Below are 19373 nucleotides of genomic sequence, written 5' to 3'. Positions count from 1 at the left end.
GGAAGCAAGACAATGAACGCACATCTACAGCCGACAGGCTCCGCCTACTTCATCTCGCCCGAAACCGCAGCTGCCGAGAACCATACGCTATCGGTTCTCGTCGACAACGAGCCGGGCGTCCTTGCCCGCGTCATCGGCCTGTTCTCCGGCCGGGGCTACAATATCGAAAGCCTCACGGTCTCCGAAACCGAGCATCAGGCGCATCTGTCGCGGATTACCATCGTGACGCGCGGCACGCCGCACGTGCTGGAGCAGATCAAGGCCCAGCTCGAGCGCATCGTGCCGGTGCACCGCGTCGTGGACCTGACCGTGCGGGCTCGCGAACTGGGGCAGGAGCGTCCGATCGAACGGGAAGTGGCGCTCGTCAAGGTGATCGGAACCGGCGAAACCCGGGCCGAGACGCTGCGCCTTGCAGATGCCTTCCACGCCAAGGTGGTCGACGCAACTGTGGAGCATTTCATTCTGGAAATCACCGGCAAGTCCTCGAAGATCGATCAGTTCGTGGCGATCATGAAGCCGCTCGGCTTGATCGAAGTCTGCCGCACCGGCATCGCCGCCATGAACCGCGGTCCGCAGGGGATGTGAACCGGCGTCTGAAGCCGGGGCAGTCTGAAGACTTAGAGCATTTCGAGCGCCGATTTGCGGGTCGGCGGCGGGAAGGCGGCGTCGAGCGCTGCCCAGTCATCGTCGCTGATATCGAGCGAGACGCAATCGCGGTTTTCAGCCACGCGGTCGGCATTTGACGTCTTCGGAATGGCGATCACGCCGTCGCGTTCGAGAAGGAAGGCGAGGGCGACCTGAGCCGGGGTTGCCTGATTGGCCTTGGCGATGCGGATAAGCTCGGGATTGTGCAGGATGCGGCCCTGTTCGATCGGCGAATAGGCCATGACCGGGACGCCGTGCTCCTGGCACCAGGGCAGAAGATCATATTCGATGCCGCGGCGCGCGAGATTGTAGAGAACCTGGTTGGCAGCGACGTGCCGGCCGCCCGGGACCGCAAGCAATTCCTCGATGTCGCCGATATCGAAGTTCGAAACGCCCCAGGCGCCGATCTTTCCGGCGTCCTTCAGGTCCTCGAAGGCTTCGACGGTATCGGCCAGCGGATGTTCACCCCGCCAATGCAGCAGGTAGAGGTCGATCTGGTCGATGCCGAGACGTGAAAGGCTCCGCTCGCAGGCTTCAATTGTTCCCCTGCGGCTGGCATTCCACGGATAGACCTTGGTGACGATGAACAGGCCCTCGCGCCGGCCCTTGATGGCACGGCCGACGATGCGCTCGGAATCGCCTTCGCCGTACATTTCGGCCGTATCAATCAGCGTCATGCCTAACTCTATCCCGGCTTTGAGACTTGCGATTTCGCGCTCGGCTTCCGAGGCCCGTTCTCCCATGTTCCAGGTGCCCTGGCCGAGAGCGGGTACTTTGATGCCGTTCGGGAAAGTGATCGCCGGGATGGGGTCGTCTTGCATGGCCGAATCTTTCATTTTTCTTTCAAAGATTGCGCAGGCGCGTCATCTTTCAAGCAATCCTGTCACCGTGACAAAGATTATCTGGCTTAGGAAACGAAAGCCGGTTAGCGGACCTCAATCGACAGTGATCGTCATGGGTTGGCATCTACGGGAGGTCCCAATGCCGCTGGATACGTTTCTGGCTCTTGTTCTCTTTGCCTTCACGACGTCGATAACGCCGGGTCCGAACAACATGATGCTCTTTGCCTCGGGGGTTAATTTCGGCTTTCGCCGGACGATCCCGCACATGTTCGGCATCGGCGCCGGCTTTTTCTCACTACTTCTCGGCGTCGGCATTGGGCTCGGCGCATTGCTGCATATGGTGCCGGCGCTTTACATGGCGCTGAAACTTGCAGGCGGCATCTATCTCGTCTGGATTGCGTGGAAGATCGCGACGTCGAGAGCGCCTTGTCTAGGCAAGGACAGCGTCAGGCCGATGTCATTCATTGCTGCTTTCGCCTTCCAGTGGGTCAACCCCAAGGCTTGGGTCATGGCGGTAACGGCCATGGCGACCTACACCAATCCCGATCTCTATCTGGCTAGCGTGCTGATCGTCGGTCTTGCCTTTGCCGCGGTCAATATTCCAAGCGTTTCGACCTGGGCCGGCTTCGGCGCCACTTTTCGCCAATGGCTGGCCGACCCGGTACGGCTCAAATGGTTCAACCTCACCATGGCGGCGCTCTTGGTGCTGAGCCTCTGGCCGATGTTGAAATAGAAAACGCGGATGGTCGAGGAGACTCCTGCAGAAAGCGCTTAGATGCCGAACCCGCCGATGCCGCCGGATTGAACGGTGATCGTCGGGTCTGCAAAGTTGCGAAAGCCCAAGAGCGGAATGTCGCAACGGCGGTCAAACTTGCCGACCGGAGCGATGCGCTGACAGTTCTGCGCGGACTTATAGGGATGTCCGGGGATCTGATACTCGTCCTTTTTCAGATCGTGATAGTCGTCCGCGCTTGCCCAGGAAGCGAGTACAGCGCCGAGCGCGGCTGCAAGAAGAGTGATCCTGTTCATCGCAATACCTTTCCCCTGCTTGCGAGAAGGCGCCAGAATATCACGCAAGCCGGACTGGACCTCGGGTGCAATGGGATTAGTCCCTGGGGGCGTTGCCTATCGTCACGGATGCTAAAATAGGGTGATCGAAGGCTTATTGAGCATCAGCCAGACGATGCCGATCACCGCAATGAAGGCCGGAGACCCGCACGCGAACCAGATGTGGTAGAGCCGGAAATACTTCGGCGGCAGCGGTTCGCCAGCCGTCGCGGCTGCGCGTGCGAGATCGCGGAGCCGGACCTGTATCCAGACGACCGGCAGCCAGAAAAGGCCGGTGACGACGTAGAGGATGAGCGAAAGAGCGATCCAGCCCTCGCCGAGCGGCCAGCCGATGATGCTGGCAAGCAGATAGCCCGTCACCGGCTGGAGAATGACAGCCGTTGCGGTGAAGATCGCATCGGCGATTACAACGGTTCCCGCAACATGCGCAATCAGTTCCGGCTCTTGCGTCCGGTGCGCCATTGCCATGAAAAAAGCGATCCCTGCACCGGTGCCCAAGAGCACGGTTGCGCCGACTACGTGGCAAACAGCAGAAATTCTGCGAGCATCAGCGTTCATCCAGAATGGCGAGGGTGACGAGCGTCAGCAGAAGCGATGGCAGGACCTTGATGAGAGGTCCCAGCGGATCAAGCCAGAGTGAGGGTTCGAGCAAGGTTCCGCCCGCCAGATAGGCGAGGGAGACGGCGAGCATGGCGAGAAGAGCTTTGCGGGCTAAGGGCCGGAAAATCAGTGCTGCGCCAAGCGCGATATCGACGGCGCATGTGAAAAGCGTGAGCGTCATTGCAGCGGTGGGCGGCATGAAGGCCAGAAGATGCTGACTTGCCTCTTGTGGCGACAGAAGCGGGATGATGCCGGACAGAAGCCAAAACAGAGCAAGGCCGGCGGCTATCAGCGGCTTCAGCAGATAGAGGCGCGCGAACCACAGATCCTGAATGCCAGATGGGTTGGCTGCCAACGTGGCTGCGGCCGAGCCACCGCGGATGGCTGAAACCGTTCCGTTGCTTGCGATGCCCTTGGACATGATGGCCATGGCCGTCGAACGCAAGGGCGAATGCCAGCCGAGGTGCCCCGCAAAATCGGCGAGCCAGGTCAAGGGTTTTGCCAGCGCAGCTGGGATAGGAATGATAGGCGCGGGCGGGAGGCCCAGCCATTGGCGATGCAGCTTCACGAGCTCGCAAAGCATGAGCGTCTCGCTGGATGCGAGGGTAATGTCGTTTCCGCTTTCAATTTCGCCGCAGACTGCTGCGCTGACGGCTGCAGCGACATCTTTGATATCGACCGTCTCAATCGGGCTTTGGGAATGGATAAGCAGCAGACCAAAAGGCATCGAAGCGAGTGCCCGCAAAAGCGCTGAGCCGCCATGGGAATTGCGACCGACAACGAGTGCCGGACGCAAAATGACGTAAGGTAGACCGCTTGATGCAAGGGCATCGTCGGCGCGGCATTTTGTTGCGAGAAACGGCAGATCGGCATCCGAAGTATCCGCGTTTGCAGAAATCTGGACGATGAGGCGGACGTCGCATGTCTTGGCCGCGGCATAGAGCGCTAGCATCGCATCTGCCTGCGACGCGGCAAGGTCGTCGGAAAAGCCGTCCTGCAAGGCGCCTGCGCAGTTGACGACCACATGCTGGTCTTTCAGTGTCTCTTGCCAATCGACAGCTGTGGTCATGTGTGCGAGATCGGCACGCAGCCAGCGCACATCCGGCCATTTGGTTCGAGCCCGGACGGGAGTGCGGCCGAGACCGCTGACGGCATGGCCATCGGCCACCAGGCGGGCGGCGACGGCTGAGCCGATGAAACCTGTTGCGCCGAGAATCAGAATGTTCATTGATCGAATTTATCGAAAAACCGCTCGGCGCATAGAATTGCTTGGCGGGCTGCTTTCAAGCGCCTAAAGATAGTCTCCTATGCGCGGAGGACCTCGCCTTGCACGACGATCCTGATCACCATCACCATCACGACAACCGCTTTTCGGACATGCAGGCGCGGGTAAAGGCGCTGGAGACGGTGTTGACGGAGAAGGGGCTGATCGATCCGGCGGCGGTCGATGCAATCGTCGAGGCCTATGAGACGCAGATCGGCCCGCGCAACGGCGCCCATGTGGTGGCGAGGGCCTGGAGCGATCCTGCATTTGCCGAATGGCTGAAGAGCGACGCGACGGCGGCAATTGCGAGCCTCGGCTATACCGGCCGGCAGGGCGAGCACATGCGCGCCGTCTTCAATACGCATACGACCCACAACCTCGTCGTCTGCACCCTTTGCTCCTGCTATCCCTGGTCGGTGCTCGGCCTGCCGCCGGTCTGGTACAAGGCGCCGGCTTATCGCTCGCGGGCGGTGATCGATCCGCGCGGCGTGCTTGCCGAATTTGGCCTGACACTGCCCGCGGAGAAGAAAATCCGCGTCTGGGATTCGACGGCCGAACTGCGCTATCTCGTCATTCCCGAACGCCCCGAGGGAACGGAAGGTCTGAGCGAGCAGCAACTTGCCGGTCTCGTCAGCCGCGATGCGATGATCGGGACGGCAGTTGCTTCTGCTCCGGGAGCCGCCGCGTGAACGGGCCGCACGACCTTGGTGGACAGATGGGGTTCGGGCCGGTCGCGGCTGAAAAGGACGAGCCGTATTTCCATGCCGAGTGGGAAAAGCGTGCGCTTGGACTGACGCTATCATGCGGTGCCTTCGGTGCCTGGACGATCGACGAGAGCCGGCATGCGCGCGAGAATATTCCGCCTGCTGATTATCTCTCCGCGAGCTATTACGAAATATGGATTCGGGCGCTGGAAGTGCTGCTTGATCGGCACGGATTCACAACGGCTGCCGAAATCGATGTCGGCCACAAGCAGATGATTGCAGCGGTGCCGAAACGGATTCTGAAGGCGGATATGGTTGCAAGCGTTCTGGCGCGCGGCGGCGCTTGCGACCGTCCGGTGGAAGCCGCTGCGCGCTTTGCTGTCGGCGAGAAGGTCCGGACAAAAAACTTCAATCCGGAAACGCATACCCGGCTGCCGCGCTATGCGCGTGCCAGGATCGGCGTGGTCGAGGCTGTGCAGGGCTCGTTCGTGTTCCCGGACGACAATGCGCATGGCAAGGGCGAGAACCCGCAATGGGTCTATACCGTTGTTTTCGATGGCAGGGAAATCTGGGGCGTGGGCGCCGACCCATCGCTTACGGTTTCGATCGATGCCTGGGAGAGCTATCTTGAGCCTTTATGAAACGGCATCGCCGCTGACGCGATCGCCTCAACTGCCGAAATCCGCCGGTGGCGAACCGGTCTTTCCCGAGCCCTGGGCGGCTGCAGCTTTTGCGATGACGGTGCATCTCCACGAACGCGGTCTCTTCACGTGGAGAGAGTGGGCAAAGATGCTTTCGGCCGAACTGCACAGGCCGGGCCGGGCGGTGAACGGCAGCGACTACTTCGAATGCTGGGTCGCAGCGCTATCCTCGCTCCTTGTCAATAAAGGCATAGCCGATGTCGGGGCTATCCTTTTGCTGCAGAAGAGCTGGCAGCGTGCGGCGCAAGCCACGCCTCACGGAAAGCCGATCGAGCTTTCCAACGATCCGCTTCACTGATCGTCACGACGGGAACTGCTTGTAGCATTCCTCGGCCACCTGCCGCAGCATATCGCGCGAAATCTCGCCGGTGACGGCATAGCCGAGTTCGCCGTCGATCCAGTAGAATGTCTCGACACCGCCGGCGGAGGCGAAGCGGAAGCTTGTCGTCCGGTTCGCCTTGTTGCGGCCGACAAGCGCCGTCAGGCGTTCGCCCGCTTGATTCTCGTACATGAACATCGCGCCCGGCTTTCCCTCCACCGGCAGCAGCCGTCCGCCGACGAGCCGGAAGCCTAAGGACTGTAGATCCGGCACCTTCAGGTTCGGAATAGAAAGCCGCTTGCCGAGCCAGGTCGCCAGATGCACTTCCTCATTGGCGAAGACTTCGACAGGATGGCGGACCTCGCCTGCATAGACCAGGAAGGCGTTCTGCGCCTCTGCCGGCAGCGTCTCGGAACCGGCAAGCTGCAGTTCGGGTTGCTGGACGAGTGGAGGGCCGTAATGACCGGCAAGGGCACCAAGCGTGAAGAGAGCGACGGCGGCTGCGGCAATGGCCGAACGTCTCGGCCGGAGGGAAGCGTCATTTTCCGGCTCGACCAGCAGGATGTCGCCTTCCTTGGATTTTTCGTAAGGCTCGAACATTGAACGGATCGCAGCATTCTGCGTTCGCCATGCCGTCACCTTGGCAGCGTCGTCGGGATTGTCCTTCAGCCAAGCCTCGACACGGGCGCGGGCGTTTTCTGGCAGTTGCCCATCGGCATAGGCATGGAGGTCCGCTTCGGGCACGGTCGGCCTGGTCTCGGTCATTTCGGTCTCCGAAGCGTAATCACATTGTCGGCCTTCATTCGGTCTCCAAGCCGCTGTCGGGCGCGCGACAGCCGCGACATGACGGTGCCAACCGGTATGTCGAGCGCGGCGGCCACCTCGCTGTAAGTATAGCCCTCGATGACAACCAGCATCAGCACGGCGCGGCTTTCCTCAGACAGACTGTTCAGCGCATCTTCCAGCCGCAAGCGCTCCAGCGGATCGGCAGGCGTCTCGGGCGAGGGCAGGTCCTCGGCACTGTCAAGCTCGACCATGATGCTGGGCGGGCTCTGGCGTCGGGTGTTTCGGAAGAGATTTGTCATGATGGTCAGCGCCCAGCCGCGCAGGTTCAGGCCGCGCCACTGCGACCGGCGGGCAAGTACTTTTTCGACACAGTCCTGCAGCAAATCCTCGCCGTCGGCGTCGGAGCGGGTGAGGCTGCGCGAATAGCGCCGGAGCGAGGGGAGAAGGGCCAGGATCTGGCCCTCGAATGTTTCGGGTGCTGGTGTCTTCACGCCCGTTTACTCAGGGTTTGGCAAGGTCCCAGTTGCCCCCCACGCCATCGCCGGTGATATCACCCTTCTTGGTGTCCTTCACCCAGAAATAGAGCGGCATGCCGTCCTTGGCCCATTGCTTTGTGCCGTCCTTGCGGTCGATGATCGAATATGCACCATCGGCCTTCGCATCGGAAGCGGCCATCAGCGGCGGCCAGTTTTTGGCGCATTGGTCGTAGCAATTGGAAACGCCCTTTGTGTCCTTCTTGAAGGTATAGAGCGTCATGCCGTTTTCGCCGGCGAGCACCTTGCCCTTGGCGGATTCGACGGTCATGACCGGCGCTGCCGCAAATGCAGCCGTTGCCGCAGCAGATGCGGCGGCGAAAGCGAGAACGAACTTTACGGATTTCATGTGGTCTCTCCTCAGGTTCGGCAGCTTCTTTGCTTACCGGAGATGAGACACCGGCAGGAGTGATTTTATTCCATGCGTACTGAGGATATTTAAACGAAATCCACGTCTCTGGTGTCGTGCCGAGATTTACTCCTGCTTGAATTAGCAGCACCCGTCACTTAGCTTCCGGCCATCGTTCGTTTCAACAGGATGTGTGCAGCAATGGATTTCCACCCGATCGCAACGCCAATTTGCCTTGCCACCGGAAAACTGGACATCCATGCCTGCATTCATCAAGCTCTCCAACGTGTCGTGGTCCACCCCTGACGGCCGGCCGCTTTTCTCAGGTCTCGATCTAGGCTTCGGCACAGACCGAACGGGTCTTGTCGGCCGCAACGGCGTTGGCAAGACCACGCTTCTCAAGCTCATCTCCGGCGAACTCCAGCCTCAGTCCGGGACGATAACGTCAGGTGGTCGCCTGGGCGTGCTCCGTCAAGGCGTCCAGGTGAAAGCCGAAGAAATGATTGGCGATCTCTTCGGCGTGACCGAAGCGCTCGCCGTCCTTCGACGCGCCGAGGCGGGCGAGGCGACGGCTGAAGAGCTTGCATCGGCCGACTGGAAGCTGGAAGCGCGTATTGCTTCGGCTCTCGATCGCGCGGGGATCGACGGCGAGCCCGAAACGCGTCTTGTCGAACTGTCGGGTGGGCAGCGCACGCGGGCAGGGCTTGCAGCATTGATCTTCGCCGAGCCCGATTTTCTCATCCTGGACGAGCCTACCAACAATCTCGACCGCGACGGCCGCCAGGCCGTCATCGACCTGATCGCAAACTGGCGAGCGGGGACCATCGTCGTCAGCCACGACCGGGAATTGCTCGAAACCATGGACGCCATCGTCGAACTGACTTCGCTTGGGGTCACGAGTTATGGCGGCAACTGGAGCCAGTATCGGCAGCGCAAGGCTTTAGAATTGACTGCCGCAGAGCAAGATCTCGCCGATGCCGAGAAGCGTGTGGCGGTGGTTGCCCGAAGCGCCCAAGCCACGGCCGAACGGCAAGCTCGCAGGGATCGTATCGGCCGAAAAAAGGCTGCCAGAGGCGACATGCCGCGTATCGTCGCCGGCGGCTTGAAGGAGCGCAGCGAAGCAACAGGCGGCGATAACGCCCGGCTTGTCGAACGCCGGCGTAGCCAGGCGCTCGAAGACGCCGCCGCCGCGCGCGACAAGATCGAAATCCTGGAGCCCCTTTCGGTGACGCTTTCGCCGGCCCGACTGCCTGCCAACAAGGTCGTCCTGAAGGTGGATTCGGTGACGGCGGGCTATCGGTCTGCCGAGCCGGTCCTCAGCGACCTGTCCTTCAACATCGTTGGACCGGAGCGCATCGCCGTCACCGGCCCGAACGGTTCGGGCAAGACGACATTGCTGGCGCTGGTCACCGCGCAGTTGAAGCCCCAGGCCGGGACGGTCTCAGTCATGACCAAGTGCGCAATGCTCGATCAGCAGGTGACCCTTCTCGATCCGTCGGCCTCGATCCGTGACAACTTCCTGCGGATAAACCCGGGCGCTGATGAAAACGCCTGTCGGGCGGCGCTCGCCCGGTTCATGTTCAGGGCCGATGCTGCGCTCCGGAGCGTATCGACGCTCAGCGGCGGCCAGCTGTTGCGGGCCGGTATGGCATGCGTTCTGGGCGGGTCGGAACCGCCTTCGCTCCTCATCCTGGACGAGCCGACCAATCATCTCGACATCGATTCGATCGCTGCGGTCGAGGTCGGATTGCGTGCCTATGACGGCGCGCTGCTGGTCGTCAGTCACGACGAAGTCTTCCTGCAGGGCATTGGGATCACGCGCCGGCTGGAGTTTCCTACGGGCCATTCACCAGCTTGAGGATAAGCTGCTTGATGTTGCCGCCTTCACCCATTTCGACCTTGTCGAAGTCGCGGCCCCGCTGACGCTGGTAGCCGGAGAGTTCGCCGAGGCGTTTTGTCAGCACGAGGCGGATCTTGCTGCATTCGGGATCATCAGCGGCGGTCAGTCCGAGGCTGTAGGCTTCAATTGCCTTGACCATCTGCTTTATGGTTTCGCCGTGCCAGCGTTCGTGGGTCTCTACGCCAGTTATGAAGCTGTCCCAGCTAGCCTTGGTTGCAGGTGGCAGCTGCGTCGTAGGTTTAGGCAGAGTATAAGTGATAATCAGCTTGGGCCGGGCCACCGTAAGCCTGCAGGACCTGTCCGCCTGCGGCTCGTATTTCCTGGTCCAGGTGAGCTTGAAGGTCGTGTGCGCGATGACACGCCCGATGCCGGCGCTGGGACCGTTTTCGCCGATCGATGTGTAGAGCTCGGCGCCGGATTTGCCAGTGATTGCATAGGGAGTGACCTGTTCGATGGCCTGCCATTCCGCCTGGGCGGCAGCAGGAATCGTCAAGGCGACCGTCATCAGGCAGAATTGAATGCTTCTTCTCACGTGATTCCCTCAAGCAACGTGGCGACACTAAAGGGCGCAAAACCGGCGTTCAAGCCGCTGAAAGCAGGCAATCGCGCCGCGCCAACCTGCGGGCGCACTTTCCACCTTGCTTCGCGGCCGCGAATCCTGCCAAGTCGCCCCCATGCAATTTGCTCCGCAACAGGACGAAGCCCTGAAGGCCGTTTCGAAGTGGCTGAAGGAGGGCCGGTCGCCGCTCTTCCGTCTGTTCGGCTATGCCGGAACGGGCAAGACGACCCTTGCCAAGCATTTTGCCGAGAATGTCGATGGCGACGTGTTGTTTGCCGCCTTCACTGGCAAGGCGGCGCAGGTATTGCGCTCGCGCGGTGCCAGCAATGCCAAGACTATCCATTCGTTAATCTATCGCCCGCGTGGGGAAGAGGCTGTCGAGGACGAGGAAACCGGCAAGACCTCGATGACGCCGATGTTCACCATCAACCGCCAGAGCCCGGTCGCCAAGGCGGCGCTGATCATCGTCGACGAATGCTCGATGGTCGACGAGGCGCTTGGAAAGGATCTGATGAGCTTCGGCACACCGATCCTGGTGCTCGGCGATCCCGGCCAGCTGCCGCCGGTTTCGGGCGGCGGCTTCTTTACCAATCAGGAGCCTGATTACCTATTGACGGACATTCACCGCCAGGCGCGCGACAATCCGATCATCAAGCTGGCGATGCAGGTGCGCGAAGGCAACGAGATCATCTCTGGCGACTACGGCACCGCCCGGGTGATTTCCAAGAACGAAGTCAACCAGGCCTTGGTGCTCGATGCCGATCAGGTGCTTGTCGGCACCAACCGAACGCGGCGTCGCTATAACCAGCGCCTGCGGGAGTTGAAGGGTTTCACGGCGGATTATCCGCAGACGGGCGACAAGCTCGTCTGTCTGCGAAACGACCCCGCCAAGGGACTGCTCAACGGCTCGCTCTGGCAGGTGATGACGTCATCGAAGGAGACGACGAAGCCGGGCATCAACCTGCTCGTGCGGCCCGAAGACGACGACATGGGTCGCGGCGCGGCAAAGATCAAGCTGCTGAAACAGGTTTTCGAGCATGTCGAAGGCGAAATCCCGTGGAATACACGCAAGCGCTACGACGAATTCGATTACGGCTATGCGCTGACCGTGCACAAGGCGCAGGGCTCGCAGTGGAACAATGTGGTGCTCTTTGATGAAAGCTGGGCCTTCCGCGATACGCGCGAACGCTGGCTTTATACGGCGATCACACGCGCGGCGGAGACGCTGACGATCGTGCGGTGAAGCTGCAAAAACGGTGGCGGCCATTGCCGGAACGTCACACTTTGACGATGCCGAGAAGAACTGCCTTGGTGATTGCCTGGAAGCGGTTGTTGGCCCGGAATTTCAGGATGATGTCAGCTTCGAGCGCCTGTGCTTCGTCATGCTTCAGGTCAAGGGCGCGGGCGATGCGCTGCGTCGAGAAGCCTTCGGCCATCAACGAGAGGCAGCGCAGTTCCTCATCCGAAAGGGCGGATTGATCCTCGTTGTCGTTGAGCGGCGGTATCTCGCTGCTGGCGTCGGGGTCGAGCAGATCGCTGACCTGTTGCAACTGACGATGCAGTGTCGACATTTCCGCCGTCAGCTCGCGTTTGCGGACGGCGAGCACCTCCTGGAAGATTGCCTCTGCTTCCTCCTGCGAGGATGCACGGCGCAATTCCTCCATCAGCTCCTGAATGACCGCGATCGCCATCCCGGTCTCGCGGCAGACGTTGATGACGGCCATGCGCATCACGTCGTCCTGGCCGTAAACGCGCATCAGGCCAATACGGTTGGCCGACAGCAGTCCCTTTTCTTCGTAGAAATGCAGCGTCCTGTGCGTGACCCCGAACGCGTTGGCCATCTCGGCGATGGGTACCGGTCCGTCGGGCAAGTCCGGCGGCAGGGCGGCAGATGGCAGGAACCGGTATCTGAAACGGCGCTCCGAAGCTTTACCGGCGGCGGCACGTTTGGTACCGTCTGGCATGAACCCTCCTGGGGCAAAAGTTGCACCTCATGCGGTTTTGCCAGTTGCTTCGAAGGCGCTGCGGAGTGGTGTTCCTCGAGGCGTTCTTGTCGTCGGGAAGAAGCAGTACGCGGCGTACTTACTCGATACTTATTCTCACGTTATGCGTGAACGGGCATTTTTGTAAGTGCTAAAAATAATCGCTTTTAAATAGGATAGCAACGCAGCGCCCGAAATCTTGATATCCGGCGTACGGTCGGCCGTATAGAGTGCCCGCAACAGCTGAAATTCTTGCAGCGGAACGGGAATACTCCTGCGTTATGCCCTTTGCGACCATGCGGGCCTCCATCATGGATTTGCATGCAGCCATATCAGAATCTCATTGGTTTCGCCGGGCCCATTGGCATAAAAAGCAGCTCACGCTTATCGCACCGAATGGATCATCAACATGCCGACGACGCTTTCCGTCAATCTCAATGCCATCGCCATGCTGCGCAACAGGCGCGATCTGCCATGGCCAAGCGTCGAGGCGCTGGGGCGCATCGCCTTGCAGTCGGGGGCCAGCGGGCTGACCGTCCATCCGCGGCCAGACCAGCGGCACATTCGTTTCTCCGACCTGAAGGTGATCCGCAATCTGATCGACGACGAGTTTCCTGAGGCCGAGTTCAACATCGAGGGTTATCCGACGGAGGAATTCCTCGATCTCTGTGGAGGCGCCGCCCCCGAGCAGGTGACGCTCGTGCCTGACGATCCGACGCAGGCGACCTCCGACCACGGTTGGGATTTTTCCAGGCATCAGGCTTTTCTCACGGATGTCGTTGTAAAACTCAAGAAGATGGGAACCCGGGTTTCGCTGTTTGCCGACGGCGACGGCGATGCCGATGCAGTGAAGATCGCCAAGGCGACGGGGGCGGACCGGATCGAGCTCTATACCGGTCCATATGGCGGCTGCTACGGTTCGCCGGAGCGGGCAGGCCCGATTCTCGAAGCGCTCGGCAAGACGGCGGACGCAGCACTCGCAATCGACCTCGGCGTCAATGCTGGCCACGACCTGACGGTCGCCAACCTGCCGCCGCTCGTGAAGCGCATCCCGAAGCTTGCGGAAGTTTCGATCGGTCACGGCCTGACGGCGGATGCACTGGAATACGGCATGGCGGAAACCGTCCGGCGCTTTTGCCGGGCGTTGGGGCACAAGATCTGAGGAGCAGGCCGCTTTCTTTGCAGGACGTGGGGCGCGTGGCGAAAGGGCTCCGCGCCTCAGGTCAATCCCGAGGAGAGATCCAGCCACGGCCCGTCGCCGCTCCATTGCCTGCGAAGGGCAAGGCAATGCCTGCCTTGCCCTTCGCAGCAACTGACTCGATGGGGCAGAAATCGACGCTTATGTCAGCAGAGCTGCCTTGTTTGCAACGAAGAAGTCCTCGAGCTTCTGCGTCTGCTTGCCGGTCAGCGTCCTGAAGTCGTCCGTGAGGAGATCGAAGTTGCCGGCGCGGATGTTGGCGTCGGCTGAGACCAGCATGTCGGCGACGAAGTCGGGCAGTCCCGCCCCGCGCATGCCCTGGCCGAGCTGCTCGTCGCTAACTTTCACGGCCTGTAAAGGCTTTCCGACAGCAGCGGCGATGCCGGCGGCGATCTCGTCGGCGGTTAGCGATTGGCTGCCCGTCAGCGTGTAGGTTGCGTTCTCGCCCGTTTTGGAGGCGAGGGCGGCGGCAATCGCCATTGCGCAGTCGTCGCGGGAGATATTGGAAACCCTGCCGTCGCCGCTTGCCGTGTACCAACTGCCAGTCTGCAGATTATGCGGCATGCCGTGCAGATAGTTGTCGAAATACCAGGCGTTGCGGAAAATCGTATAGGGAATGCCCGCGGCCTTTATGACGTGCTCGGTGCCGAGGTGGTCCGGCGCGAAAGTGACGAGTGACTTGTCCGGCGAGGGCATGGATGTATAGGCGATGTGCTTCACGCCGGCTCTCGCCGCAGCTTCCACGGCGCACTTGTGCTGCGTCAGGCGCTGACCGGGGATGGCGAGTGCGTCGGTGCTGATGATCAGCAGGCGATCGACGCCCTTGAAGGCGGCTTCCAGGCTTGCTGCATCGTCGAAGTCGGCCTTGCGGGTGGTCACGCCCTTAAAGGCGAGCGAGGCGAGTTTCGCCGGGTCGCGGGTGGCGGCGATGATGCTCTTGGCCGGAACATTGTAGGTTTCGAGCAGGTGATGAATGATGCGCCGGCCAAGCTGGCCGGCCGCGCCGGTGACGAGTATCGTTTCGCTCATGGGTCTTCCTCTATGGTAGTCTCAAAAAGAGAGCAGCACTAAAATAGGAATTGACTTCGAGCTGTAAAGAAGGCAGTTTTTCCGCTCTACGTTACCGAAAGGGAACCATCCCGTGAGCGCTGTCGTCAATCTGAAGAGCAAGCCTGCCCCCGGCATCCGCCGGGAGATCGATCTCGGAAGTCTCGATTTCAGCAATTGTCCCGTGCGGGACATGATGCAGAAGATCGGCGGCAAGTGGTCGACGCTGCTTTTGGAGGCGCTTGCAGCACGGCCCTACCGCTTCGGCGAGCTGCGGCGGAAGATACCGGATATCTCCCAGAGGATGCTGACGCAGACGCTTCGCGACCTTGAGCGCGAAGGTTATATCGAGCGGGAGGTGTTTCCGACGAAGCCGCCAAGTGTCGAGTACCGGGTCACCGAACTCGGAGGCTCGCTTTACGCCACGCTGGCGCTGCTTTTGAATTGGGCAGAAGCAAACCACGACGCTGTTCGCGATGCCCGGGCCCGCTTCGATACCGCTGAAGATTGAGGCGCCTCTTATTTGCCTCGCCCCTCGGTAAGGAAGAGCAGGAAGGCGAAAGCGGGAAAGCAGAAGCCGATCCAGGCTGTCGTCGTCCATCCGCCGGCTGCATAAGCCCAGCCTCCGAGGGCGGAGCCGACAGCGCCGCCGGCGAAGAAAGTCGCCATGTAGAGACCGTTCAGACGGCTGCGATGGTCTGCGCTGATTGAATAGATCGCGCGTTGGCCGCAGACCAGATTGGTCGTTACGCCGAAATCCAGAAGGATTGCTGCTGCCGTGAGCAGGATGAGCGCGCTCAGCGAGCCGTCGGCTGCGAAATGGCTGATGACGAAGGCTACCATGGCGAGCAGCATGGAAAAAGCCGAGGCGATCTGCGTTAGCCCCCGATCGGCCAGGCGTCCGGCAACCGGCGAGGCGACGGCACCGGCAGCGCCGGCAAGTGCGAAGAGCGCGATACCGTTCTGGGTCAGGCCGAAAGAGGGGCCCGCAAGCAGCAGCGGTGTCGTCGTCCAGAATAGGCTGAACGCACCGAACATGCCGGCCTGGTAGAGCGCGCGGCGCTGCAGGACGCGGGTGGTGATAGCAAGGTGCAGCATCGAGGCAAGCAGTGCGCCGTAGCCGAGCTTCGTGTGCGGGACGCGCACCGGCAGGTTGGCGCGCAGGATGAGGACCAGCCCGACCATAACGAGCGCGGTGATGTAATAGACCATGTGCCACGACGAGGCTTCGGCGATGAAGCTCGCAAAGGGGCGGGCCAACATGATGCCGCAGAGAAGTCCGCTCATGATGTTGCCGACGACACGTCCGCGCGTCGCATCCGGGGCCATATGGGCGGCGAAAGGCACCAGAACCTGCACCGCGACCGAGGAGAGGCCGATACAGAGCGAGGCCAGCAGGAACTGGATGGGCGTTGAGGAGAGTGCAGCGCCGACGAGCGCGACTGCCGATACTAGGATCAGCATAAGCACGAGGCGGCGGTTTTCGAGCAGGTCGCCGAGCGGCACGATGAGGAGCAGGCCGAGACCGTAGCCGATCTGCGTCAGCGTCACGATCAGGCCCGTGGCTGCCGGCGTGAAGCCGAGCTCGCCACTGATCGGGCCGGCCAGCGGCTGGCCGTAGTAGAGGTTGGCGGCGACGAGGCCACAGGCGGCCGCGAAAAGGAATGTCATCAAAGGCGAGATCGGCCTGGCTTTGGCGGTCTCGTTCGTTGCAGTTGAAATGCTCATGAAAAAACTCCGGTATGCTGATCTGGGGGAAGATCGGTCTTGAAGTGGTTCTGCGCCACTCGCTTCTTGCGTGCGAAGCGCAGTCAGTCGAGAAGTCTCATGGCGGCGTCCGCCACGGCAGTCATGTCCTCTTCGCGGCGGCCGGTCTTGCCGAGGACACGCATGCCGCTCGTCAGGCAGAGCAGGGTGCGCGCAGCAGCGACCGCGTCCAGCGTTTTCGCGATCGAGCCGTCGGACTGGCCGAGACGAATGAGGTCCAGCAGCAATTCCTCGTTGGCGGCAAAAGCAGCGGCGACGCGCTTTGCGGCTTCGTCGTCGAAGATCGCAAGCTCGTTGGCGCTGCCGACGACGAGACAGCCGCGACGGCCGATGTCACCGTGTGATGAGGCAACGTAAAAGCGCAGGATTTCACGGATCTTGTCCCGGCCGGTCTTGACCCCGTCCAGGCGCTCGTCAAGCAGGCCGCGGCGCACGACGCGATACCGGTCGAAGGCGGCGAGAAAAATGCCGCGCTTGTCCTTGAAGGCCTTGTAGACACTGCCGGCCGTAAGCTCCATCGCCTCCGTCAATTCGCTGATCGAGGCTGCGTTGTAACCGCGCTCGGAAAAGACGCAGACGGCCTTGTCAAGGGCTGCGTCCTTGTCGAATTCGCGCGGCCTGCCACGCGATCGGCTTTTGTCATCGAGGGGTGCCGTCGTCATGGCTCAACTAATTAGAAAATGATCGTTTCCAAATCAAGCGAAACTTCTGCGACACGGAAAAATCAGAGGTCGAGAACCCAGGTCTGGCCGTTTTCCTCTGGCCCAAACATCCGGTGTCTCTCTTCGGAGACAAGACGGAAACCGGCTTTGACATAGATGCTGCGTGCGGCGTGCAGAACGTCGTTGGTCCAGAGCGATATCTGGCGGTAGCCTTTCGCCTGCGCGAAACGAATGCACTCGTCGACAAGTGTCTTGCCAAGACCAAGCCCGCGCGCGGTCTTGTCGACATAGAGGAGGCGGAGCTTGGCAACGCCGTCGCCGCCGTTTGTCACAAGAATAGACCCCACATTGATGCCGTTGCGCTCGGCGATCCAGCAATATTCCATTGCCGGATCGAAGGTTGTCAGGAACTTGCCGGCGACCTCGGCCACCAGGCCCTCGAAGCGCATGTCCCAGCCATATTCCTCGGCATAGGCCTTGCCCTGGCTCTGGACGATCCAGCCTATATCGCCGGCTCTATGCGCGCGGATGACCGGGGAGGACAGTTTGACGCCCGGGTCGAGCAGCGAGCGGATCGTCTGCATCGCGCTGACGACGCTTTGTGGCTCACCAGGGGCAAGCGCATCGAAACGTTCGGCGATCTGCATATTCGAGCGGCGGCCGAGTTCCTGCAATTGCTCGCCTCCCTTGGCGGTAACCGTGATGATCTGGCTGCGCAGGTCGTCGGGATCGGCTTTCGTATCGATGAGACCGTCGCTGCGGAAGCGCTTCACAATGCGGCTGAGATAGGCGGGATCGAGATGCAGGTCGCGAACGAGCGCGACGGCGCTAATCCCGTCGTGCGACCCGATCTCGAACAGCACCCGCGCGTCCGTCAGCGTGAAAGGCGAGTCGAGATAGGCCTTGTTCAGCACGCCGAGGAAGTTGGTGTAGAAGCGATTGAAGTCGCGGGCAGCATCGATAAGGGAGGAATCGGGCATGAGCAAAATCTCCTGATAGGAGACTTTGTCATGCAATTAATTGACTCAGTCAAGTAAACTGCATCTCATGCAGCTTCTGTTTCTGTGTGCGGCTCCTCGCCGATTGAAAACTCGACGGCTGCTTTTGCATGGATCGCCGTGGTGTCGAAGCCGGGCAGAGGCAGCTTGGCGGGGTCCAGGATGAGGCAGATCTCGGTGCAGCCGAGAATAATGCTGTCGGCGCCTTTGGCGCGTTCGCATTCGATGATTTCCATCAGCTTCGTCCGTGAACTGTCGAGCACCTTTCCGGCGCAAAGCTCGTTGAAGATGATGTCGTGAACGATGGTGCGGTTGGCCGCATCCGGGACCGTCACGTTGAGGCCCAGGCCTTTCATGCGGTCCGCGTAAAAGCCATGCTCCATCGTGTAGCGCGTTGCAAGCAGCAATGGACGTTTGCGGCCAGCTGCCTTGAGCGACTTCGCCGTCTCGTCGATGATATGGATCAGCGGAACCGAGAGGCGCGCTGCCACCTTGTCGGCGATCAGGTGCATGGTATTGGTGCAGATGAGAACGCAGCGGACGCCGGCGGTCTGCAGGCGAAGCGCTGCATCGCCGAGGCGCGCTGCTGCGCCGTCCCAGTCGCCGGCCTTCTGCATGGCGACGATTTCTTCGAAATTCAGCGAATGCATGACGAGTTCGGCCGATGCGAGCCCCCCAAGGCGTTCACGCACCATCTCGTTCACAAGACGATAATAGACCGCCGAGCTTTCAAAGCTCATGCCGCCGATCAGGCCGATTGTCTGCATTTCCACACTCCCGCTTTTTTCTGATTTCTGACGGGGATAGGATGCCTCAGTTGCTGCGCTGAATGTTTGCATTTTTTGACATTGATGGCATCACGGGACTATCTTATTGCGTATTATGTCGGGAATGTGCAAAAAATCGGCGTCAACCACAGAGATGGCAATGCTTGATGATCGCGACAGAAAGATTCTCGACCTTCTCCAGGCCGATGCCGGCATTTCCGTCAGCAATCTCGCCGAGCGGGTCGCGCTTTCGGTTTCTGCCTGTTCACGCCGCATCCAGCGCCTTGAGGAAAGCGGACACATCGCCCGGCGCATCGTCGTGCTCGACCGCGAAAAGATGGGCGTGCCGACCACGGTCTTTGCGCTGATCAAGACGGCGCATCATTCCGACGAATGGATCGAGTCGTTTCGCAGGGCGATCAGCGGCATTCCGGAGATCGTCGAGGCCCATCGGCTGACGGGCAATCAGGACTACATCCTGAAGATCGTGCTGCCGCGCGTCGAACATTACGACGTCATCTACAAGCAGATCGTGCGAAAGATCGAGCTGTTCGACGTCTCGGCTTCGATTTCCATGGAAATACTGAAAAGCGGCAGCGCGATCCCGGTCGGCTATGCCGATTGACATCGCAGGGCAGCTATGCCGAACCGGCCGTTGAAACCGTCCTGCAAAGGGCGACAT

24 protein-coding genes are annotated in these 19373 nt (G+C 60.8%); 10 read left to right on the top strand and 14 right to left on the bottom strand.

What is annotated here, in order from left to right; translation table 11 throughout:
* Positions 1 to 12 precede the first annotated feature (12 nt).
* Positions 13 to 585: an acetolactate synthase small subunit gene (gene ilvN / locus AM571_RS12630; protein ID WP_074061696.1), complete on the top strand. Its 573-nt coding sequence runs from the start codon at positions 13 to 15 to the stop codon at positions 583 to 585.
* 32 nt (positions 586 to 617) lie between these two features.
* Here the strand turns inward: ilvN and AM571_RS12625 are convergent, their stop codons facing one another.
* Entirely contained in the window at positions 618 to 1466 is an 849-nt protein-coding gene (locus AM571_RS12625; RefSeq protein ID WP_074063222.1) for an aldo/keto reductase, read from the bottom strand.
* A 160-nt stretch (positions 1467 to 1626) separates the two neighbouring features.
* On the opposite strand from AM571_RS12625, the gene AM571_RS12620 reads away from it, so the two are divergent.
* Entirely contained in the window at positions 1627 to 2220 is a 594-nt protein-coding gene (locus tag AM571_RS12620) for a LysE family translocator (protein WP_074063221.1), read from the top strand.
* Positions 2221 to 2258: 38 nt separating this feature from the next.
* Here the strand turns inward: AM571_RS12620 and AM571_RS12615 are convergent, their stop codons facing one another.
* From AM571_RS12615 to AM571_RS12605, 3 genes are all read right to left on the bottom strand, one after another.
* Positions 2259 to 2516 carry a hypothetical protein gene (locus AM571_RS12615; RefSeq protein ID WP_074061695.1) on the bottom strand — a complete coding sequence of 86 codons (258 nt, stop codon included), beginning with the start codon at positions 2514 to 2516 and terminating at the stop codon, positions 2259 to 2261.
* Positions 2517 to 2627: 111 nt separating this feature from the next.
* Positions 2628 to 3113 (bottom strand): DUF2269 family protein, encoded by a 486-nt coding sequence (locus AM571_RS12610; protein WP_155774446.1) that lies wholly within the window; start codon positions 3111 to 3113, stop codon positions 2628 to 2630.
* Positions 3103 to 4383, bottom strand: a complete 1281-nt coding sequence (locus AM571_RS12605) for an SDR family oxidoreductase (RefSeq protein ID WP_074061694.1) — start codon at positions 4381 to 4383, stop codon at positions 3103 to 3105. Before AM571_RS12605 ends, AM571_RS12610 begins: the two co-directional genes overlap by 11 nt.
* 149 nt (positions 4384 to 4532) lie before the next feature.
* Here AM571_RS12605 and nthA point away from each other — a divergent pair, with 149 nt between their 5' ends.
* From nthA to AM571_RS12590, 3 genes are read left to right on the top strand one after another with little or no spacing between them, the layout of a single operon-like run.
* Positions 4533 to 5108: a nitrile hydratase subunit alpha gene (gene nthA / locus AM571_RS12600; protein ID WP_074063220.1), complete on the top strand. Its 576-nt coding sequence runs from the start codon at positions 4533 to 4535 to the stop codon at positions 5106 to 5108.
* Positions 5105 to 5764: a nitrile hydratase subunit beta gene (gene nthB, locus AM571_RS12595; protein WP_074061693.1), complete on the top strand. Its 660-nt coding sequence runs from the start codon at positions 5105 to 5107 to the stop codon at positions 5762 to 5764. The genes nthA and nthB overlap by 4 nt, the downstream gene beginning before the upstream one ends.
* Complete coding sequence (locus AM571_RS12590; protein ID WP_074061692.1) at positions 5751 to 6122, top strand: nitrile hydratase accessory protein; 372 nt, start codon at positions 5751 to 5753, stop codon at positions 6120 to 6122. The genes nthB and AM571_RS12590 overlap by 14 nt, the downstream gene beginning before the upstream one ends.
* A 3-nt stretch (positions 6123 to 6125) precedes the next feature.
* Here AM571_RS12590 and AM571_RS12585 read toward each other — a convergent pair whose 3' ends face one another.
* From AM571_RS12585 to AM571_RS12575, 3 genes are read right to left on the bottom strand one after another with little or no spacing between them, the layout of a single operon-like run.
* Positions 6126 to 6908 carry an anti-sigma factor family protein gene (locus tag AM571_RS12585; RefSeq protein ID WP_074061691.1) on the bottom strand — a complete coding sequence of 261 codons (783 nt, stop codon included), beginning with the start codon at positions 6906 to 6908 and terminating at the stop codon, positions 6126 to 6128.
* Positions 6905 to 7420 carry an RNA polymerase sigma factor gene (locus tag AM571_RS12580; protein ID WP_074061690.1) on the bottom strand — a complete coding sequence of 172 codons (516 nt, stop codon included), beginning with the start codon at positions 7418 to 7420 and terminating at the stop codon, positions 6905 to 6907. Before AM571_RS12580 ends, AM571_RS12585 begins: the two co-directional genes overlap by 4 nt.
* 10 nt (positions 7421 to 7430) lie before the next feature.
* Positions 7431 to 7811, bottom strand: a complete 381-nt coding sequence (locus AM571_RS12575) for a hypothetical protein (protein WP_074061689.1) — start codon at positions 7809 to 7811, stop codon at positions 7431 to 7433.
* A 259-nt stretch (positions 7812 to 8070) separates the two neighbouring features.
* Here AM571_RS12575 and AM571_RS12570 point away from each other — a divergent pair, with 259 nt between their 5' ends.
* Positions 8071 to 9669 (top strand): ABC-F family ATP-binding cassette domain-containing protein, encoded by a 1599-nt coding sequence (locus AM571_RS12570; RefSeq protein ID WP_074061688.1) that lies wholly within the window; start codon positions 8071 to 8073, stop codon positions 9667 to 9669.
* Here the strand turns inward: AM571_RS12570 and AM571_RS12565 are convergent.
* The gene (locus AM571_RS12565; protein WP_074061687.1) at positions 9647 to 10216 is read right to left on the bottom strand and encodes a DUF922 domain-containing Zn-dependent protease; all 570 of its coding nucleotides are present in this window, start codon (positions 10214 to 10216) and stop codon (positions 9647 to 9649) included. The two genes, AM571_RS12570 and AM571_RS12565, sit on opposite strands and share 23 nt — an antisense overlap.
* Before the next feature lie 169 nt (positions 10217 to 10385).
* On the opposite strand from AM571_RS12565, the gene AM571_RS12560 reads away from it, so the two are divergent.
* Positions 10386 to 11513 (top strand): ATP-dependent DNA helicase, encoded by a 1128-nt coding sequence (locus AM571_RS12560; RefSeq protein ID WP_074061686.1) that lies wholly within the window; start codon positions 10386 to 10388, stop codon positions 11511 to 11513.
* Between the two features lie 34 nt (positions 11514 to 11547).
* Here AM571_RS12560 and AM571_RS12555 read toward each other — a convergent pair whose 3' ends face one another.
* A complete protein-coding gene (locus AM571_RS12555) occupies positions 11548 to 12234 on the bottom strand; it encodes a MerR family transcriptional regulator (RefSeq protein ID WP_074061685.1) in 687 nt (228 codons plus the stop codon).
* Positions 12235 to 12661: 427 nt separating this feature from the next.
* Between AM571_RS12555 and AM571_RS12550 the strand changes: the two genes are divergently transcribed.
* Positions 12662 to 13414: a pyridoxine 5'-phosphate synthase gene (locus tag AM571_RS12550; RefSeq protein ID WP_074061684.1), complete on the top strand. Its 753-nt coding sequence runs from the start codon at positions 12662 to 12664 to the stop codon at positions 13412 to 13414.
* Between the two features lie 177 nt (positions 13415 to 13591).
* Here AM571_RS12550 and AM571_RS12545 read toward each other — a convergent pair whose 3' ends face one another.
* Positions 13592 to 14479 carry an SDR family oxidoreductase gene (locus AM571_RS12545; RefSeq protein ID WP_074061683.1) on the bottom strand — a complete coding sequence of 296 codons (888 nt, stop codon included), beginning with the start codon at positions 14477 to 14479 and terminating at the stop codon, positions 13592 to 13594.
* A gap of 112 nt (positions 14480 to 14591) precedes the next feature.
* On the opposite strand from AM571_RS12545, the gene AM571_RS12540 reads away from it, so the two are divergent.
* Positions 14592 to 15008, top strand: coding sequence for a winged helix-turn-helix transcriptional regulator (locus tag AM571_RS12540; RefSeq protein WP_074061682.1), 417 nt, complete (start codon positions 14592 to 14594; stop codon positions 15006 to 15008).
* Positions 15009 to 15016: 8 nt separating this feature from the next.
* Here AM571_RS12540 and AM571_RS12535 read toward each other — a convergent pair whose 3' ends face one another.
* The 4 genes from AM571_RS12535 to AM571_RS12520 all read right to left on the bottom strand — a co-directional run bounded on the left by AM571_RS12535 (position 15017) and on the right by AM571_RS12520 (position 18691).
* Positions 15017 to 16225 carry an MFS transporter gene (locus AM571_RS12535; protein ID WP_074061681.1) on the bottom strand — a complete coding sequence of 403 codons (1209 nt, stop codon included), beginning with the start codon at positions 16223 to 16225 and terminating at the stop codon, positions 15017 to 15019.
* An 83-nt stretch (positions 16226 to 16308) separates the two neighbouring features.
* On the bottom strand, positions 16309 to 16926 hold the full coding sequence (locus AM571_RS12530) for a TetR/AcrR family transcriptional regulator (RefSeq protein ID WP_074061680.1): 618 nt from the start codon (positions 16924 to 16926) through the stop codon (positions 16309 to 16311).
* A 62-nt stretch (positions 16927 to 16988) separates the two neighbouring features.
* Positions 16989 to 17906 (bottom strand): bifunctional helix-turn-helix transcriptional regulator/GNAT family N-acetyltransferase, encoded by a 918-nt coding sequence (locus tag AM571_RS12525; protein WP_074063219.1) that lies wholly within the window; start codon positions 17904 to 17906, stop codon positions 16989 to 16991.
* Positions 17907 to 17971: 65 nt separating this feature from the next.
* Complete coding sequence (locus tag AM571_RS12520; protein WP_074061679.1) at positions 17972 to 18691, bottom strand: aspartate/glutamate racemase family protein; 720 nt, start codon at positions 18689 to 18691, stop codon at positions 17972 to 17974.
* 160 nt (positions 18692 to 18851) lie between these two features.
* Here AM571_RS12520 and AM571_RS12515 point away from each other — a divergent pair, with 160 nt between their 5' ends.
* Positions 18852 to 19316 carry an Lrp/AsnC family transcriptional regulator gene (locus tag AM571_RS12515; protein ID WP_074063218.1) on the top strand — a complete coding sequence of 155 codons (465 nt, stop codon included), beginning with the start codon at positions 18852 to 18854 and terminating at the stop codon, positions 19314 to 19316.
* Positions 19317 to 19373: the final 57 nt, after the last annotated feature.

Source organism: Rhizobium etli 8C-3, from assembly GCF_001908375.1.
In the GTDB taxonomy this organism is placed as follows: domain Bacteria; phylum Pseudomonadota; class Alphaproteobacteria; order Rhizobiales; family Rhizobiaceae; genus Rhizobium; species Rhizobium etli_B.
This window is presented reverse-complemented; position numbering and strand designations above follow the sequence as displayed.

Bases quoted from the DNA above. Each gene is read 5' to 3' on its own strand.
- ilvN (WP_074061696.1), top strand. From the start codon at position 13: ATGAACGCACATCTACAGCCGACAGGCTCCGCCTACTTCATCTCGCCC.
- AM571_RS12625 (WP_074063222.1), bottom strand. From the start codon at position 1,466: ATGCAAGACGACCCCATCCCGGCGATCACTTTCCCGAACGGCATCAAA.
- AM571_RS12620 (WP_074063221.1), top strand. From the start codon at position 1,627: ATGCCGCTGGATACGTTTCTGGCTCTTGTTCTCTTTGCCTTCACGACG.
- AM571_RS12615 (WP_074061695.1), bottom strand. From the start codon at position 2,516: ATGAACAGGATCACTCTTCTTGCAGCCGCGCTCGGCGCTGTACTCGCT.
- AM571_RS12610 (WP_155774446.1), bottom strand. From the start codon at position 3,113: ATGAACGCTGATGCTCGCAGAATTTCTGCTGTTTGCCACGTAGTCGGC.
- AM571_RS12605 (WP_074061694.1), bottom strand. From the start codon at position 4,383: ATGAACATTCTGATTCTCGGCGCAACAGGTTTCATCGGCTCAGCCGTC.
- nthA (WP_074063220.1), top strand. From the start codon at position 4,533: ATGCAGGCGCGGGTAAAGGCGCTGGAGACGGTGTTGACGGAGAAGGGG.
- AM571_RS12585 (WP_074061691.1), bottom strand. From the start codon at position 6,908: ATGACCGAGACCAGGCCGACCGTGCCCGAAGCGGACCTCCATGCCTAT.
- AM571_RS12575 (WP_074061689.1), bottom strand. From the start codon at position 7,811: ATGAAATCCGTAAAGTTCGTTCTCGCTTTCGCCGCCGCATCTGCTGCG.
- AM571_RS12570 (WP_074061688.1), top strand. From the start codon at position 8,071: ATGCCTGCATTCATCAAGCTCTCCAACGTGTCGTGGTCCACCCCTGAC.
- AM571_RS12565 (WP_074061687.1), bottom strand. From the start codon at position 10,216: ATGACGGTCGCCTTGACGATTCCTGCTGCCGCCCAGGCGGAATGGCAG.
- AM571_RS12560 (WP_074061686.1), top strand. From the start codon at position 10,386: ATGCAATTTGCTCCGCAACAGGACGAAGCCCTGAAGGCCGTTTCGAAG.
- AM571_RS12555 (WP_074061685.1), bottom strand. From the start codon at position 12,234: ATGCCAGACGGTACCAAACGTGCCGCCGCCGGTAAAGCTTCGGAGCGC.
- AM571_RS12550 (WP_074061684.1), top strand. From the start codon at position 12,662: ATGCCGACGACGCTTTCCGTCAATCTCAATGCCATCGCCATGCTGCGC.
- AM571_RS12545 (WP_074061683.1), bottom strand. From the start codon at position 14,479: ATGAGCGAAACGATACTCGTCACCGGCGCGGCCGGCCAGCTTGGCCGG.
- AM571_RS12535 (WP_074061681.1), bottom strand. From the start codon at position 16,225: ATGAGCATTTCAACTGCAACGAACGAGACCGCCAAAGCCAGGCCGATC.
- AM571_RS12530 (WP_074061680.1), bottom strand. From the start codon at position 16,926: ATGACGACGGCACCCCTCGATGACAAAAGCCGATCGCGTGGCAGGCCG.
- AM571_RS12525 (WP_074063219.1), bottom strand. From the start codon at position 17,906: ATGCCCGATTCCTCCCTTATCGATGCTGCCCGCGACTTCAATCGCTTC.
- AM571_RS12520 (WP_074061679.1), bottom strand. From the start codon at position 18,691: ATGCAGACAATCGGCCTGATCGGCGGCATGAGCTTTGAAAGCTCGGCG.
- AM571_RS12515 (WP_074063218.1), top strand. From the start codon at position 18,852: ATGCTTGATGATCGCGACAGAAAGATTCTCGACCTTCTCCAGGCCGAT.